At 72.3% G+C, this 15299-nt stretch carries 10 protein-coding genes; 2 read left to right on the plus strand and 8 right to left on the minus strand.

Going from position 1 to position 15299, the window contains the following annotated elements:
- Window positions 1-99: 99 nt before the first annotated feature.
- The 3 genes from CP980_RS05350 to CP980_RS05360 form a co-directional block, all read right to left on the minus strand.
- Window positions 100-1503, minus strand: a complete 1404-nt coding sequence (locus tag CP980_RS05350; RefSeq protein WP_150492780.1) for a DUF1996 domain-containing protein — start codon at window positions 1501-1503, stop codon at window positions 100-102.
- A gap of 9 nt (window positions 1504-1512) precedes the next feature.
- Entirely contained in the window at window positions 1513-2208 is a 696-nt protein-coding gene (locus tag CP980_RS05355) for a DUF4142 domain-containing protein (protein ID WP_132754773.1), read from the minus strand.
- Window positions 2209-2433: 225 nt separating this feature from the next.
- The gene (locus tag CP980_RS05360) at window positions 2434-4593 is read right to left on the minus strand and encodes a SpoIIE family protein phosphatase (RefSeq protein WP_150492781.1); all 2160 of its coding nucleotides are present in this window, start codon (window positions 4591-4593) and stop codon (window positions 2434-2436) included.
- A gap of 217 nt (window positions 4594-4810) precedes the next feature.
- On the opposite strand from CP980_RS05360, the gene CP980_RS05365 reads away from it, so the two are divergent.
- Entirely contained in the window at window positions 4811-5926 is a 1116-nt protein-coding gene (locus CP980_RS05365) for a PP2C family protein-serine/threonine phosphatase (protein WP_150492782.1), read from the plus strand.
- Between the two features lie 175 nt (window positions 5927-6101).
- On the plus strand, window positions 6102-7661 hold the full coding sequence (locus tag CP980_RS05370; RefSeq protein ID WP_167535941.1) for an alpha/beta hydrolase: 1560 nt from the start codon (window positions 6102-6104) through the stop codon (window positions 7659-7661).
- A gap of 54 nt (window positions 7662-7715) precedes the next feature.
- Here the strand turns inward: CP980_RS05370 and CP980_RS05375 are convergent, their stop codons facing one another.
- The 5 genes from CP980_RS05375 to CP980_RS05395 form a co-directional block, all read right to left on the minus strand.
- Window positions 7716-8159, minus strand: coding sequence for an SRPBCC family protein (locus CP980_RS05375; RefSeq protein ID WP_132754500.1), 444 nt, complete (start codon window positions 8157-8159; stop codon window positions 7716-7718).
- 105 nt (window positions 8160-8264) lie between these two features.
- Window positions 8265-9566 carry an MFS transporter gene (locus tag CP980_RS05380; protein ID WP_229906834.1) on the minus strand — a complete coding sequence of 434 codons (1302 nt, stop codon included), beginning with the start codon at window positions 9564-9566 and terminating at the stop codon, window positions 8265-8267.
- Between the two features lie 5 nt (window positions 9567-9571).
- Window positions 9572-9985, minus strand: a complete 414-nt coding sequence (locus CP980_RS05385) for a PaaI family thioesterase (RefSeq protein WP_132754502.1) — start codon at window positions 9983-9985, stop codon at window positions 9572-9574.
- A 70-nt stretch (window positions 9986-10055) separates the two neighbouring features.
- Window positions 10056-12089 (minus strand): NADPH-dependent 2,4-dienoyl-CoA reductase, encoded by a 2034-nt coding sequence (locus CP980_RS05390; RefSeq protein ID WP_150492784.1) that lies wholly within the window; start codon window positions 12087-12089, stop codon window positions 10056-10058.
- Window positions 12090-12252: 163 nt separating this feature from the next.
- Window positions 12253-15282 carry an alpha-mannosidase gene (locus CP980_RS05395; RefSeq protein ID WP_150492785.1) on the minus strand — a complete coding sequence of 1010 codons (3030 nt, stop codon included), beginning with the start codon at window positions 15280-15282 and terminating at the stop codon, window positions 12253-12255.
- Between the last annotated feature and the right edge of the window lie 17 nt (window positions 15283-15299).

The raw sequence follows: 15299 nt of genomic DNA on the forward strand, positions 1-15299 counted from the left end.
CACGCGTACGCGGTGCCGGCCCGAAGTCGGCTTCGGACCGGCACCGCTCTCTCGGGGCGACGCGGGGGAGGTGGGAGGGGGGCGCCGTCCCGAGGGTTCTCAGCGGCAGGCGCGCCCGTCGTTGATGCAGCGCACCGCGCCGGCCATCAGGCCGTTCGACATGACGTTGATGAAGTCTCCGTGGTCGGTCACCGGCTTGTGGAGCTGCTCGGGGAAGCTGTCCACGGCGAAGCGGGAGCCGGGGGGCACGCTGTAGACGATCCGCTGGACCAGCTGCGGAATGGCCTTGAAGCCCTTCTTGCAGTTGCCGTTGTTGTCGGCGAAGGCCACGTGCGTGCGGTGGTTGGCGCTGTCGATGTTCTTGCCGTCCCAGCAGCTCTGGAAGTTGAACGTCCGCACGACGTCACTGCCCTTCGGGCACACCGGGTACTTGTCCTTCAGCTGGCGGTTCTCGAAGCCGGTGCAGCTCCACGAGGCGTTCGCGTTGGCGTTGCCGTTGGTGAGGGCCTTGGCGTCACCGGTGATGATCCGCATGAAGCGGGGCATGGCCGCGACCTTGCTGACGGGGCTGCCCTTGAACTCGATGGTCACCTGCTTCGGCTTCAGGATCGTGCCGATGTTGGCGTCCTGGCCGCCGCCGGGCGCCTTCGCGTCCTTCTCCGCCTTGCCGTCGCGCAGTCGCAGCACGGGCCAGTAGTAGGTCGACTGGTCGCCGTTGGTGCAGGTGGTGCCGGACTGGGCGAGGCTGTTGTTCGTGGAGAAGGCGTCGGTGGTCTTGTTGCCGACGTAGTCGTGCATGTGGTGGGCGCCGTTGCTCACGCCGGGCGCGACGATGACGTTGTCGGGGTTGAAGTGGCCGTTCTCGTTGCGCCCGCACTGCACGGCGAACGATCCGGTGGAGGCGCCGCCGCGCGCCGCCGGCTTGCGCACGTTGGGCTTGACGGTGTTGATGGCCACGAAGTCGCTGCGCGCCGGGCCGCCCTTGGCCTGCTGCTGTTGCTGCTGTTGCTGGGGCGCGCCCTGCTTCGCGGCCGCGTCGGCGCCGTTCGCGAGGGCCGGCTCGTCCGCCGGGTCGGCGGCCGCCGCCTCCTTCATCACGCAGGCACTGAGCCCCTGCAGCCCGGCGGGCTTCTGGCCCGCCTTCCCCAGCGCGTCGGAGAGGCTGGTGATGGTCTTGTCACGCTGCTGCTTCAGCCCGCCCAGCAGGGCCTTGCCCTGGGCCCGGCCGGAGGAGAGCTGCTGGTAGGCGTCGGCGACCTGGGTGTCGAGCTTCGCGAGGTTCGCGTCCACCTCGCCGCGGGCCTGGTCCGGGACGTTCTCCAGCTTGTCGCCGACGTCCGGGCAGTCGATGGTGGCGGTCACGGGGGCGTTGCGGGAGTCCTGCCCAGCGAAGGCGCCCTGGGCGACGATCACGACACCGCCGCCGCCCAGGACGAGGGCGGACATCGCGGCGAGGAGCTTGTGCTTCGGCCGTAGCCGGCGTTTGTGGCCCTTTTGGCTCATGCGATCACTTCACTTCGTCGGTCGGGATACGGGGGAGGAAGCGGGGGCGGTGGCGGGCCCGGAGGGGGTGCCGGGCGGGGTGTCCGTGAGGCCGTCGAAGTCGACCAGCCCGCTGGCCTCAAGGACCGAGATGTGGTCCAGGACCGTGTTGTTGGCGTCCGTGGCCAGGGCACGGACCTGTGAGTTGCGGGTCTGCGCGCGGATCTGGGCGACCAGTTGGAACACCTTGCCGTGCGCCCTGCGCAGCAGCTGGATGAACAGCTGCTCGTACTGGGGGCCTTGGGCCTTGTCCATTTGGTCGAGCCAGCCCTGCTGCTGCGCACTGGGCTGGCTGGGGAGCTCCATGCCGAGGGCCTGCCCCACCTCCAGGACCCTGCGGTCCAGTTCGGTGTGGCCTTCGACGAGGTGCATCCCCGCGGTGCGGATCGCGGGACGGGAGCTGCGCTGCATGGCCTGCCGGCCCGCGGGCAGCTCCCACAGGCCGGCGAGCCGCACCTTGCGGACGAAGTCCCGGTCCTGGGGGGTGAGCGGCCCGAAGGCCGTGCTCAGGGTCCCAGCACCGTCGTCGTCGGCCGCCGGAGCGGTGGCGGCGGAGGCGTTGCTCCCGCCGAACTTCTGTACGGGGATCAGCAACGCGATCAGGGTGAACGCGAGGGCGCCGATGACGACACCGGTCGCCATCACGTGTCTCGATGCCACCGACATGCTGCCGACGGCCGACCGACGGAAAGACAGCACTGTGCCTCCTTGCTGCGTGGACCGGGAGGGGGCGCGCCGGCTCGGGCTCCGGCAGTTGCCCGTGGCCAATGCACCCGCGCTCCCCGGGTGCCACGGGACGCTAGTGCCAGTTGTGGTGCCTGTTTGGAAGGACCATCACGAATGGACAAACATCCGGGCAACGCCCCGAAAGGCTGGTACCGTGCGCGAGCGCTAGCTCTGGGGAGCCTCGGCGACGGGTCGGGTGCGGGCCACGAGCAGGGCCACGTCGTCGCGGCCGTCCGGCTGGCGCAGCTCGGCCAGGAGCAGGTCGCAGGTCTCCTCAAGGGGACGGGACGGGTCGTGGAGCAGCTCGGTGAGCGCCTGCAGCCGGATGTCGATGTCCTGGTCCCGGGTTTCGACGAGGCCGTCGGTGTAGAGGACGAGCTGATCGCCGACGTCCAGGTCCAGGGCGGTGGCCTCGAAGGGCACGCCGCCGACCCCCAGGGGTGCGCCGGTCGGCAGGTCGAGCAGCTCGGGCGGGCGCCCGGGGCTCGTCCGTACGGGCGGCAGATGGCCCGCGGTCGCGATGCGGCACCGACCCCGGTGCGGGTCGTACACCGCGATCACGCAGGTGGCCATGGTGTGTCCGAGCCCGGTGGCGGTGTGGTCGAGCCGGGTCAGGACGGTGGCGGGGTCGAGGTCGAGCTCCGCCAGGGTGCGGGCGGCGGTGCGCAGTTGGCCCATGGTGGCGGCGGCGTTGATGCCGCTGCCCATGACGTCGCCGACCACCAGGGCGGTCTTGTCCTCGGGCAGCGGGATGACGTCGAACCAGTCACCGCCGACCTCGCCGGCCGCCTCGGCGGGCTGGTAGCGGTAGGCGATCTCCAGGCCCGGGGTGGGCGTGGGGTGGTGGGGCAGCAGGTGGCGCTGGAGGGTGAGGGCGGCCCGGCGCTGCTGCTGGTACCAGCGGGCGTTGTCGATGCAGACGGCGGCGCGGGCCGCGAGTTCGCTGGCGAGCAGGACGTCGTCCTGGTCGAACGGCAGCGGGTTGTCGGTGCGTTGGAGCCCGAGGGCGCCGATGACCTCGCCGCGGGCGATGAGCGGTACGGCGAGGTACGAGTGCAGCCCGGCCGCGGCGAGCAGGGCGGCGGCATCGGCGTCGCGGGCGACGCTGGGCAGATCACCCTCCTCGACCTCCGCCACCAGCACCGGCCGGGCGGCCCGTACGCACTGGGTGACCACCCGCGTGGTGTCGTAGCGGGCGATCGAGCCGACCGGGTCGACCGCGAGGGTGGCGGGGGTCGGACGGGCCGCCTTGACGGCGAGGGCCCGGAAGCGCACGGTCTCGTCGGTCGGGGCCCCGGGCTGGTGGTCGCCGGTCAGGACGGCGTCCAGGACGTCGACCGTGGCGAGGTCGGCGAGCTGCGGCACGGCGATGTCACCGAGCTCCCGCGCGGTGACCCAGAGGTCGAGGGTGGTGCCGATGCGTACGGAGGCGTCGGCGATCAGGGCGAGCCGCTGGCGGGCCAGGGCGACGGCCCTCGACGTCTTGTGCTGCTCGGTGACGTCGACGATGGACGCGGCGATCCCGAGCGCCCGCCCCGCCGGGTCGTCGAGCCGGTAGAGGGAGAGCGACCAGGCGTGGTCCTGGTCGGGGTCGGCGGGCGTACGGCCGGTGGTGAACCGGTTCAGCTGCGGCCGGCCGGTGGACAGGACCTCGTACATGGCCGCCTCGATGGACTCCGTGTCCACATGCGGCAGGGCCTCGTGGACGCGCCGTCCCAGGTGCTCGGCGGCGGGCAGTCCGTTGATCCGTTCCAGGGCGGGGTTGACCAGCACGTAGCGCAGCTCGGTGTCCAGGACGGCCAGTCCGATCGGGGACTGCGCGACCAGCCGCATGGACAGGGCCAGGTCGCGTTCCACGCGCCGGACGGTGGCCTGGTCGGAGATGATGCCGAGGGCGTAGCGCCGCCCCTCGCTGTCCTCCAGCCGCATGTTGCGGAATTCCGCCAGGCGGGTGGAGCCGTCCTTGTGCCGTACGGGGAAGGCGCCCGCCCAGGAGCCGGTGCCGGTCATCACCTCCTCGAAGAGGCCGAGGACCAGGGGCAGGTTCTGCTCGTCGACGAGGAGCTGCGCCGCGAACCGTCCGAGCGCGTCGCTGGCGGTGTAGCCGAACAGCTCCTCGGCCTGGGGGCTCCAGAGCGCGATCCGCCCCGCCGCGTCGAGGACCACCCCCGCGACGCCGAGCACGTCGAGGAGGCCGGGCCCGGTGGCGGGGTCGACGGACAGGTCGTCGGGGGGGCCGTCGGAGGGATGCGGGGCCGCGGGCCGGGCCGCGGGGCCCTGGCGCGCCGGTTCCGGGCCGTCCGGGGAGGCGTCCGCCGTACTCATGCCGGGCGCTCCTTCCCGTCCACTGCCGCTGGGGCGGTGCATCGGCCTGCTCGGCCCATGCCCCGGGCCCGCGCCCGGGGTGCTCCCATCCTCCCTCCACTCCCCCGGACCGGCAGCGCAGCCGCCCGCCGATACGGCCGTACGACGGAGCGCGGCCGGTGCGCGGCAGGTGCGCGGCCGGTGCGCGGGAACAATACGCGCGGTGTATTCAGGAGTCATGGACCATCGGCCGCCGCATCCGAGCCACCGCCAGGTCGGCGAACCGCGCCTGCCCCTGCTGGCGGTTCCCTTCGCGTTGATCGCGGCCGTCACGGTGGTCGACGTCCTGGCTCCGCCCGATGTCCACCTGGGTCCGTTCCTGGTGGCGGCCCCGGCCCTCACCGCCTCCTTCGCCGGCCCCTGGATGACGGGGTTCGTCGGGGCGGTGGCCGTCGCGGCCCAGGTGAGCGTCGCCGTGGTGCGGACCACCGCCACCGACCTGAACCACACCTTCCAGATCATCGCGCTGGTCCTGATCTCGATCTTCGTCACGCTCTTCGCGCACCTGCGGGAGGTCCACGAGAAACAGCTGACGCAACTGCGCTCGGTCGCCGAGGCGGCGCAGGAGGTGGTCCTGCGGCCGCTGAGGGACCGGATGGGCCCGCTGCGCCTGGCCTCCGTGTACCTGGCCGCGGAGGCCGAGGCGCAGATCGGCGGGGACCTGTACGCCGCCACCCGCACCCCGCACGGCACCCGGCTGATCGTCGGCGACGTCCGCGGCAAGGGCCTGGAGGCCGTCGGGGACGCCGCCCTGGTGCTCGGCGCGTTCCGGGCCGCCGCCCACCAGGAGGCGGACCTGCCGACGCTGGTCGCCTACCTGGAGGCCGCCGTGGCCGCGGACCCGGACGGCGCGGACGAGCCGGCCGACGACCCCGGCGAGGCGTTCACCACGGCGACGGTACTGGACATCCCGGATCGGGAGATGACCCTACGGCTCATCAGCTGCGGGCACCCGCCGCCCCTGCTGCTGCGGGGAGGACGGGTCATCCCCCTTGAGGTGGACCACCCGGCGCCGCCGCTGGGCCTGACCCGGTACGTGGACACCGGCTTCGCCCCCCAGTCCTTCCCCTTCGAGCCGGGCGACATGGTCCTGCTCTACACGGACGGCGTCATCGAGGCCCGCGACGCCCAGGGCACCTTCTACCCGCTGCCGGAGCGGGCCGCCGACTGGCCGGGGGACGGCCCGGACGCCCTGCTGCGCCACCTCTGCGCGGACCTGCTGGCGCACTCGCCGGGCGGCAGTCTGGGCGACGACGCGGCGATGGTCGCCATCGAGCGCGTCACCGGCGCCTGACGGATGTCCCGTCCTCCGGGCTCCGATTCCTTCCGCGTGTCGGCCAGTTGTCCGGATGTGAGCTCGTTCGTGAGACGCATGCCGACCGGCCCTTCGGGATGATTCGCCCGGGGGCCCTCGTACAACAAGGTGGTGAGGCCATCGCATTCACGGAAGGAAACGGCTCTTCGTGAACATGAAACGCCTCGCACCCATGCTCGCCGCCGCCGGTCTCATCGCGACCACCGTGCCCCTGCTCTCCGCTACGCAGGCCGGCGCCGCGCCGGCCGCGCAGTACACCCCGCAGAAGCCGGCGTGGCAGCGCTGCAGCACCGATCAGCCCGCCTCGTACGAGTGCGCGACGATCAAGGTTCCGCTCGACTACCGGCGCCCGCAGGGCCGCACGATCGACCTCGCGATATCACGGATCAAGAGCGAGAACCCGGCCAAGCGGCACGGCGCCATGCTGCTCAACCCGGGCGGACCGGGGGGCACCGGACTCGATCTGCCGCTGATGATGAACGAGTTGATGCCGAAGGACGTGCGCGACCAGTACGACCTGATCGGCTTCGACCCGCGCGGAGTCGGCGCCTCCACCCCCATCACCTGCGGGATGACCGACACCGAGCAGAACATCGACCGTCCGTACAAGGAGGAGACGTTCCCGGCGGACGTGGCCTGGGCGCGTACGGTCGCGGACAAGTGCCGCGAGAAGTCGGGCTCGGTCCTGCCGTTCATCACCACCCGCAACACCGCGCGCGACATGGACGCGATCCGCGCCGCGCTGGGCGAGAAGAAGATCAGTTACGTCGGTTACTCGTACGGCACCTACCTGGGCGCGGTGTACACCCAGATGTTCCCGGAGCGCAGCGACCGCTTCGTGCTCGACAGCGGCGTGGACCCGCAGCGCATCTGGCGGGGCATGATCCAGGTGTGGGCGACCGAGGCGGAGCCCGCCTTCAAGCGGTGGGCGCAGTGGACGGCCGAGCACTCGGCCGACTACGGGCTCGGCGACACCCCGGACGCGGTCTCCAAGACCTTCTGGGACCTCGTGGCGCGGGCGAACGAGCAGCCGATCGAGTTCGAGGGCACGAAGCTCACGGGCGATGACATCCGCACCGCGCGCGGCCTCTTCTTCTACCCCTCGCAGGCGGCTCCCCTGGTCAAGATGCTGAAGGACGCGGCCGACGGAAAGCCGGTCCGGCCGACCGAGCCCCAGCGCAGGCTGCTGAAGCCGACCTCCGGGGCCGGGCCGGCCTCGGACAACGGAACCGCCGTCTTCTGGTCCGTGGTGTGCGGGGACACGGAATGGCCCCGCTATCCGGAGCAGTACGAGCGGGAAGCCGTGAAGGACAAGGCCAGGTACCCGCTGTACGGGGACTTCGCGTCCAACATCAAGCCGTGCGCGTACTGGCAGCGGCCGGTCGAACCGCCCACGGCGATGAAGACGAAGACGAACGTCCTGACCGTGCAGAACGAGTGGGACTCCCAGACCCCGCTGGTCAGCGGCCAGGGTCTGCACAAGGCCCTGAAGGGCTCGCGGATGGTCCTCGCGCTGGGCGGTGAGGGCCACGGCGTGTACCTCGCGGACCCGAACTCCTGCGCCAACGCCACGGTCAACTCCTACCTGGCGACGGGCGAACTGCCCGCCCGGGACGTGACCTGCCGCACGACCCCGGGCGCGCAGGAGCGCCGCTCCGAGATCGCCCCGCAGTCGCCGCAGCGCTTCCCGGTCCTGGCGGACGGGAGGTTCTGACACCACGGGTGCCGACCACCACGGGGTACTGACCCCACGGGCTTCGGCCGCCGGTCAGGCCGCCTCCGCGGCGGCCTTGATCCGGCGGCCGAAGTCGGGCGCGTCCTTGCGGGCCGCGCTCACCGCCAGGCCCACCAGCAGCTTGCCGAACCCGTGTCCTTCAAGGGTGTTGAAGACGCGGACGCGGGTACGGCCGCCGGGGAGGGCTTCGAAGTCGTATCCGCCCTCGGCCGTGACCAGGTTCTTGCTCTGCTCGGTCCAGCGGATCAGCTTCTCCGGCTCGAAGCCGGTGATGCGGAACTCACGGCCGGTCTTCATCCCGGCGTCCTTGACCGTGCTGCGGAAGACCGTTCCCACTCCGGTCGGGGCATCGGGCGTCCTGCTGATCTCCTGCACCCTCGGGCTGAACTGCGGGTCGTTGCGGCCGTCGGCCAGATAGGCGAAGACCTCCCCGACGGGCCGGTCGATCTCGACGGTCGACTCGAACTGTCCGGACATGACTGCTCCTCCGTACACTCCCCTACGATCCACGATCGCAGACCCGCACCCCGGGCGCGCGCCGCACGGCTCCGCGGGCCCGCCACCGGGCCGGGGCGGCACACCTCACCGGCGTGACGAGCGCCGGATCCCGCCGAGCGGACCCGGCACCGCCGGGCCCTGCGCCGGGGCGGCCCCGGTCCGGCTCCCCCGCAGCGGTGTCAGCAGCCCCGCCCCGACGATGAGCAGGCAGAACACCCCGGCGCCCACGCTGACGGCGGGCACCCCGTGCCGGCCGGCCAGCACGGTCAGGGCGGCCGCCCCCACCGGTCCGGAGGCGCCGTGCACGGTCCAGAAGGCGGAGGTGACCCGCCCGAGCAGGGCGTCCGGGGTCACCTCCTGGCGCAGGGTCAGGGAGCAGACCGCGCCGAGGGTCAGCCCGAACATGAACACCGCGGCCGCGGCGGTGATCACCGGCAGGCTCCGGCTCACGCCGGTCACCGCCACCGCCGCGCCGATCAGCGCGGTCGAGCCCAGCCAGCAGACTCCGAAGCCGAAGGTGCGGCGCAGCGGCGCGGCGGCGAAGGCCGCGAGGACGACGCCCAGTCCGCTCAGGGCGATGACGAGGCCGAGTGTGGCCTCGCTCCGGCCGAGTTCCTCCTGGACCCGGAAGATCAGCAAGTCGGTCGCGCCCAGGGTGACGAAGGTCAGCAGCGTGAGCAGCACGGTCAGCGCCCGCAGCACGGGGTGGGCCCAGAGGAAGCGGAACCCCTCGGTGAACATCTCGCGCAGCTTCCCCGGCTCCGGCCCGGCGGTCCGCGACGCGTCGGCCCCCTCCCGCCGGAAGGCCACCCACCGCAGGCTCAGGGCCGAGACCAGGAAGGTCGCCCCGTCCACCCCGAGCGCCCAGTCCGCGCCCACGGCGGCGGCGATGAACCCGGCCGCCGCCGGACCGCACAGGGTCCCGAAGGCGAAGGCCGCCGTCAGCCGTCCGTTGGCGGCGGTCAGGTGCTCGACGGCCACCAGGTTCGGCACCGCCGTCACGTACGCCACGTCGAACAGCGTCTTCAGGACGGTGACCAGCGCCGTCACCACGTACAGCAGCCAGATCCGCGGGCCGGCCACCAGCCAGACGAGCGGTACCGAGCCCATCAGCAGCGCCCGCAGGAGATCGCAGGCGATCATCAGGCGGCGCCGGTCGGTACGGTCCACCACGTACCCGGCGAACAGGCCGGTCGCGATGGCGGCGACCCCCGAGATGACCGTGATCAGGCCCATCTGGACCACGGATCCGGTGGCGTCGAGGACCAGGACGGGCAGTGCGAGCAGCGAGATCGACCCGCCGAGGACCGACAGCGCCTGGCCGAGCCAGAAGACGTTGAAATCGCGGTTGCGCCAGAGCGAGGGGTGGCGGACCGGGGCCGTCACCCGGTTCAGCCCAGGAGGGCGTAGACCGTCGACGCCGTCGCGGACGGCTCGTCGGCGCCCTCGGGCGTCATGGTGATGTCGGCGAAGGCCATGCGCTTGCCCAGCTTGGTCACCCGGACGCCGATCAGCACGTCGGCGCCGACCACCGGCCGCTGGAAGCTGGTCGACTGCTGGACGGTGGTCATCGGGCCGTACGCCCCGCGCGCGGCGGAGATCGCGATGACGGTGGCGGTGTCGGCGGCCGCCATCAGCGCCTGCCCGCAGAGGCCGCCGCCGTCCCGGGCCAGCGACTCGGACCAGGGCAGCCGCAGTACGGCGTGCCGCTCGCCCGTCTCCTGGACGGTCAGCCCGAGGGCGAGCACCCACGGGGCGAAGTGGTCGGCGAGGATCTTGTCTGCGTCTGCGGGTGTCAAGGTCACCCGGAGATTGTGGCGGCCGGGGCCCGGCCGCCACAACACCCTTTGGCGCAGTGCGCGTTCCGCAGGCGGATCAGAGGCTCGCCGCCAGTTCCGTGCCCTGGCGGATCGCCCGCTTGGCGTCGAGCTCGGCGGCCACGTCCGCGCCGCCGATCAGGTGCGGCCGGGCCCCGGCCGCGAGCAGGGCCTCGTACAGGTCCCGGCGCGGCTCCTGGCCGGTGCACAGGACGACCGTGTCGGCGGGGACGAGCCGCTCCTCGCCGCCGACGGTGATGTGCAGGCCCTCGTCGTCGATCCGGTCGTACGTGGCACCCGCGACCGAGACGACTCCGCGGTGCTTGAGCTCGGCGCGGTGGATCCAGCCGGTGGTGGTGCCGAGGCCGGCGCCGACCTTGGTGGTCTTGCGCTGGAGGAGGTGGACCTGGCGCGGGGGCGCGGGCCGCTCGGGGGCGGTGAGCCCGCCGGGGCCGGCGTAGGCGGTGTCGACGCCCCAGTGGCGGAAGTACGTCTCGGGGTCCTGGGAGGCGCCCTCGCCGCTGTCGGTGAGGAACTCGGCGACGTCGAAGCCGATGCCGCCCGCGCCGACGACGGCGACGCGCTCTCCGACGGGGGCGCCGTCGCGCAGTACGTCGAGGTAGCTGACGACATCGGCGCGCTCCACGCCCTCGATGTCGGGGGTGCGGGGGGTGACGCCGGTGGCGACGACGATCTCGTCGTAGCCCTGGAGGGTCTCCACGTCGGCGCGGGTGTTCAGCCGGACGTCGACGGCGCGGGCGGCGAGCTGGGTGCCGAAGTAGCGGATGGTCTCCTCGAACTCCTCCTTGCCCGGGATGCGGCGGGCGATGTCGAGCTGCCCGCCGATGTGGCCGGAGGCCTCGAAGAGGGTGACGGCGTGTCCGCGTTCGGCGGCGGAGACGGCGCAGGCGAGGCCGGCCGGGCCGGCGCCGACGACGGCGACGCGCTTCTTCAGCTGCGTGGGCGAGAGCACGAGTTCGGTCTCGTGGCAGGCGCGCGGGTTGACCAGACAGCTGGTGATCTTGCCGCTGAAGGTGTGGTCGAGGCAGGCCTGGTTGCAGCCGATGCAGGTGTTGATGGTCTCGGAGCGGCCGGCGGCGGCCTTGGCGACGAACTCGGCGTCGGCCAGGAAGGGGCGGGCCAGCGAGACCAGGTCGGCGCGGCCGTCGGCGAGGATCTCCTCGGCCTTCTCCGGGGTGTTGATGCGGTTGCTGGTGACGAGGGGGACGGAGACCGCGCCCATCAGCCGCTTGGTGACCCAGGTGTAGGCGCCGCGCGGGACGGAGGTGGCGATGGTGGGGATGCGGGCCTCGTGCCAGCCGATGCCGGTGTTGATGATGGTGGCGCCGGCCGCCTCGATCTCCTTGGCGAGGCGGACGACCTCGTCGAGGGTGGAGCCGCCGGGGATCAGGTCGAGCATGGAGAGGCGGTAGATGAGGATGAAGTCCTCGCCGACGGCCGCGCGGGTGCGCCGGACGATCTCCAGCGGGAAGCGCATGCGGTTCTCGTACGCGCCGCCCCAGCGGTCGGTGCGCTTGTTGGTGGCGGCGGCGATGAACTCGTTGATCAGGTAGCCCTCGGAGCCCATGATCTCGACGCCGTCGTAGCCGGCGAGCTTGGCGAGGCGGGCGGCGCGGACGAAGTCCTCGACGGTGCGCTCGACCTCGATGTCGCTGAGCTCGTTCGGGACGAAGGGGCTGATGGGGGCCTGGAGGGCGCTGGGGGCGACCAGGTCCTTGTGGTAGGCGTAGCGGCCGAAGTGGAGGATCTGCATCGCGATCTTCCCGCCCTCGGCGTGCACGGCCTCGGTGATCACCCGGTGCTCGGCCGCCTCCTCCTCGGTGGTGAGGCGGGATCCGCCCTCGAAGGGGCGGCCGGCGTCGTTCGGGGCGATGCCGCCGGTGACGATCAGGCCGGCGCCGCCGCGGGCGCGCTCGGCGTAGAAGGCGGCGAGCCGCTCGAAGCCGCCCTGGTGCTCTTCGAGGCCGGTGTGCATCGACCCCATGATCACGCGGTTCGGCAGCGTGGTGAAGCCGAGGTCCAGGGGGCTCAGCAGGTGCGGGTACCGGCTCTGGGAACTCTGCGGGCTCATCGGGGGGTGCCTCCTCGCACGGGGGTGATGAACCTGTTCTAGGCGAGGAGCACCCGATTGTGCAACTAGGTGCATAACCAAGTGGCGGAGTTCACGCCCGCCGGATCCCGCCCCCCGGCCGCCCGGGGGGGGGGGCGGGGGGGCGGGCGCAGCCGCAGGGCGATCAGGGGCGGCGCAGGCGGACCGTGAGGATCTGGAAGGGGCGCAGGGTCAGGGCGACCGCGCCGTCCGCGGCCGGGGCGGAGACCGCCTGGCCCGGCAGGGGGCGTTCCAGGAGGTCGCTCTCCGTCGCCTCCGCGATGCGGAAATCCGCCTTCAGGCAGGCCCTCGCGCGGCCGCCGCGGGATTCGTAGAGGCGGACGACCACGTCACCGCTGCGGTCCTCGGCCAGTTTGACCGCCTCGACCACCACCGCGTCGTCGTCCACGGACAGCAGCGGGGCCACCGGGGCCGCCCCGCGGAGCACCCGCTCCGGCAGGTTCAGCGCGTGGCCCTCGCGGACCGCGTCCGCGATCTCGGCCCCCGGCGCCAGCGAGAACCGCAGGGTGTGGGCGCCCTGGTCGGTCTCCGGGTCCGGATAGCGCGGGGCCCGCAGCAGCGAGAGGCGGACCGTGGTGGTCTGGCCCCCGTCCGGACGCACGTCCCGGGTCACGTCGTGGCCGTAAGTGGAGTCGTTGAGGATCGCCGTCCCCCACCCCGGCTCCTCCACGTGGATCCACCGGTGGGCGCAGATCTCGAACTTGGCCGCCTCCCACGAGGTGTTGGTGTGCGTCGCCCGGTACACGTGCCCGAACTGGGTCTCCGAGGCGGACCGTTCGGCCTTCACGTCGAGCGGGAAGGCGGCCTTCAGGAACTTCTCGCTCTCGTGCCAGTCCACCTCCGTGACCAGGTCCACGGTCTTGGCCCCGGCCCGCAGCGTGATCGACTGGACGGCCGCCGAGCGGCCGAAGGAGCGCGCGACGCGGACCGTCACCGCGTCGGGGCCGGCCTCGGCCACCTCCAGCGCGTCCAGCTCCACCAGGTCGGTGACGCTGTTGCGGTAGAACGCGTCGATGTCCCAGGCGTCCCACATGTTCGGGAAGTCGGGGTGGATCTGGAGCAGGTTCGCGGCCCGCCCCGGGGCCAGCGCCTCCCGGCGCGCCTCCAGGTCGTACGCCGAGACGATCAGCCCGCGGCCGTCGATCTCCACCAGGAGCCGCCCGTTGGCGAGGACGTGCCCGCCGCCGTGCCGCTCCTCCACGGTGACCCGATGTTGCCCGGCCGGTGCCTGCGCCGGGCCCGCGCCGCCGGCCGGGACACCGCGCCGGGTGTGCGGGGCGCAGTTGAAGACCAGTTCGACGGCGCCCTCTCCGGCCAGGGCGCTCTGGGCGGCCAGCGTGATCCCGCGCAGTTCCTCCCGTACCTCCGCGTACGTCGCGCGGGCCTCGCGGTGCACCCAGGCGATCGACGATCCGGGGAGGATGTCGTGGAACTGGTGGAGCAGTACGGTCTTCCAGATCCGCTCCAGGTCCTCGTACGGATACGCGTACCCCGGCACCCGGACGGCGGCGGTGGCCGCCCACAACTCGGCCTCGCGCAACAGCGATTCGCTGTGCCGGTTGCCCTGCTTGGTCTTGGCCTGCGAGGTGTACGTCCCGCGGTGCAGCTCCAGGTACAGCTCGCCGGCCCAGACGGGCGCGTCCGCGTACTCGGCGTGCGCCTTCTCGAAGAAGGCGTCGGGCCGCTCGATCTCCACGCGCGGGGAGCCTTCGAGGTCGCGCTGGCGCCGGGCGCGGGCCAGGTGCTCGCGGGTGGGACCGCCGCCTCCGTCGCCCCAGCCGAAGGGCACGAGGGAGCGTGAACCCCGCCCCTTCTCACGGTAGTTGGATGCCGCGTGGGCCAGCTGCGCACCGCCGAGGTCGCTGTTGTAGGTGTCGACGGGCGGGAAGTGGGTGAAGACGCGGGTGCCGTCGATGCCCTCCCACCAGAAGGTGTGGTGCGGGAACGCGTTCACCTGCGACCAGCAGATCTTCTGCGTCAGGAACCACTTCGAGCCGGACAGCTTCACGATCTGCGGCATCGCGGCGGTGTACCCGAAGGAGTCGGGCAGCCAAACGTTGTGGGTCTCGATGCCGAATTCGTCCAGGAAGAACTTCTTGCCGTAGAGGAACTGACGGGCCATCGCCTCGCCGCCGACCATGTTGGTGTCGGACTCCACCCACATGCCGCCGACCGGTACGAACTGCCCGTCCGCGATCTTCTTCTTGATCCGCTCGAAGAGCTCGGGCCGGTGGGTCTTGATCCACTCCAGTTGCTGGGCCTGCGACATGGCGAAGACGAACTCGGGGTGCGCGTCCATCAGGCTGACCACGTTGGACGTGGTGCGGGAGACCTTGCGGACCGTCTCGCGCAGCGGCCACAGCCAGGCGGAGTCGATGTGGGCGTGCCCGACCGCGCTGATCCGGTGCGCGGAGGCGTGGGCGGGGGCGGCCAGCACGGCGGTCAGGCACGTACGGGCGGCGCCGGCCGTCCCGGGGACGTCCCCGAGGTCCACCGCGTCCAGGGCCGCGTCGATCGCGCGCAGGATCTCGTACCGCCGGGCGTCGGCCTCGCCGAGCTGCGTCATGAGGTCGTGGAGGACTTCGAGGTCCTGTACGAGCTCCCAGACCTCGGTCTCGAAGACGGCGAGGTCCATCCGGGCGAGCCGGTAGAGGGGCTGTTCGCCGCTGGTCTGCCGGTCCCCCTCGTACGTGGCCGAGTGGTCGACCAGGACGGGGTTGGAGGCGGCTTCGACGTACCATTCGACCTGCTCGCCGCCGGCCGCCGGGTCGGCGACACGCACCCAGTCGTTGTACGGGTTCAGCGCCTTGACCTCGCTGCCGTCGGCCCGGTGGACCAGCCCCTCGCACTGGAAGCCGGGCATCATCCGGTCGAAGCCGAGGTCGAGGACGGCCTCGACCGTACGCCCCGCCCACTCGGCCGGGACGGTTCCGGTGACCTTGAACCAGGTGGTGCCCCAGGCCGGGCCCCAGCTGTCGCCGATCGCGCAGGGTCCGTACGGGGCGGCGAGCCCCTCGGCGACCGGCACGGGCTCGCCCGGCGCCTCCCAGCGCTCGACCGCCAGCGGGAGCGGACGGGAGTGGACGGCGGGCTTGATGCGCTCCTTGAGGACCCGGCGCAGGCGGTGTTCGGTGATGCTGCGGTCGTCGTGCATGACGGCTGCTCCAAAGG

Origin of the sequence: Streptomyces vinaceus, from assembly GCF_008704935.1 — a bacterium.
Taxonomy (GTDB): Bacteria; Actinomycetota; Actinomycetes; order Streptomycetales; family Streptomycetaceae; genus Streptomyces; species Streptomyces vinaceus.

What these genes read in the sequence shown, in the direction of transcription:
- CP980_RS05350 (WP_150492780.1), bottom strand. Translation starts at nt 1,503, where the DNA reads ATGAGCCAAAAGGGCCACAAACGCCGGCTACGGCCGAAGCACAAGCTC.
- CP980_RS05355 (WP_132754773.1), bottom strand. Translation starts at nt 2,208, where the DNA reads ATGTCGGTGGCATCGAGACACGTGATGGCGACCGGTGTCGTCATCGGC.
- CP980_RS05360 (WP_150492781.1), bottom strand. Translation starts at nt 4,593, where the DNA reads ATGAGTACGGCGGACGCCTCCCCGGACGGCCCGGAACCGGCGCGCCAG.
- CP980_RS05365 (WP_150492782.1), top strand. Translation starts at nt 4,811, where the DNA reads ATGGACCATCGGCCGCCGCATCCGAGCCACCGCCAGGTCGGCGAACCG.
- CP980_RS05370 (WP_167535941.1), top strand. Translation starts at nt 6,102, where the DNA reads ATGAAACGCCTCGCACCCATGCTCGCCGCCGCCGGTCTCATCGCGACC.
- CP980_RS05375 (WP_132754500.1), bottom strand. Translation starts at nt 8,159, where the DNA reads ATGTCCGGACAGTTCGAGTCGACCGTCGAGATCGACCGGCCCGTCGGG.
- CP980_RS05390 (WP_150492784.1), bottom strand. Translation starts at nt 12,089, where the DNA reads ATGAGCCCGCAGAGTTCCCAGAGCCGGTACCCGCACCTGCTGAGCCCC.
- CP980_RS05395 (WP_150492785.1), bottom strand. Translation starts at nt 15,282, where the DNA reads ATGCACGACGACCGCAGCATCACCGAACACCGCCTGCGCCGGGTCCTC.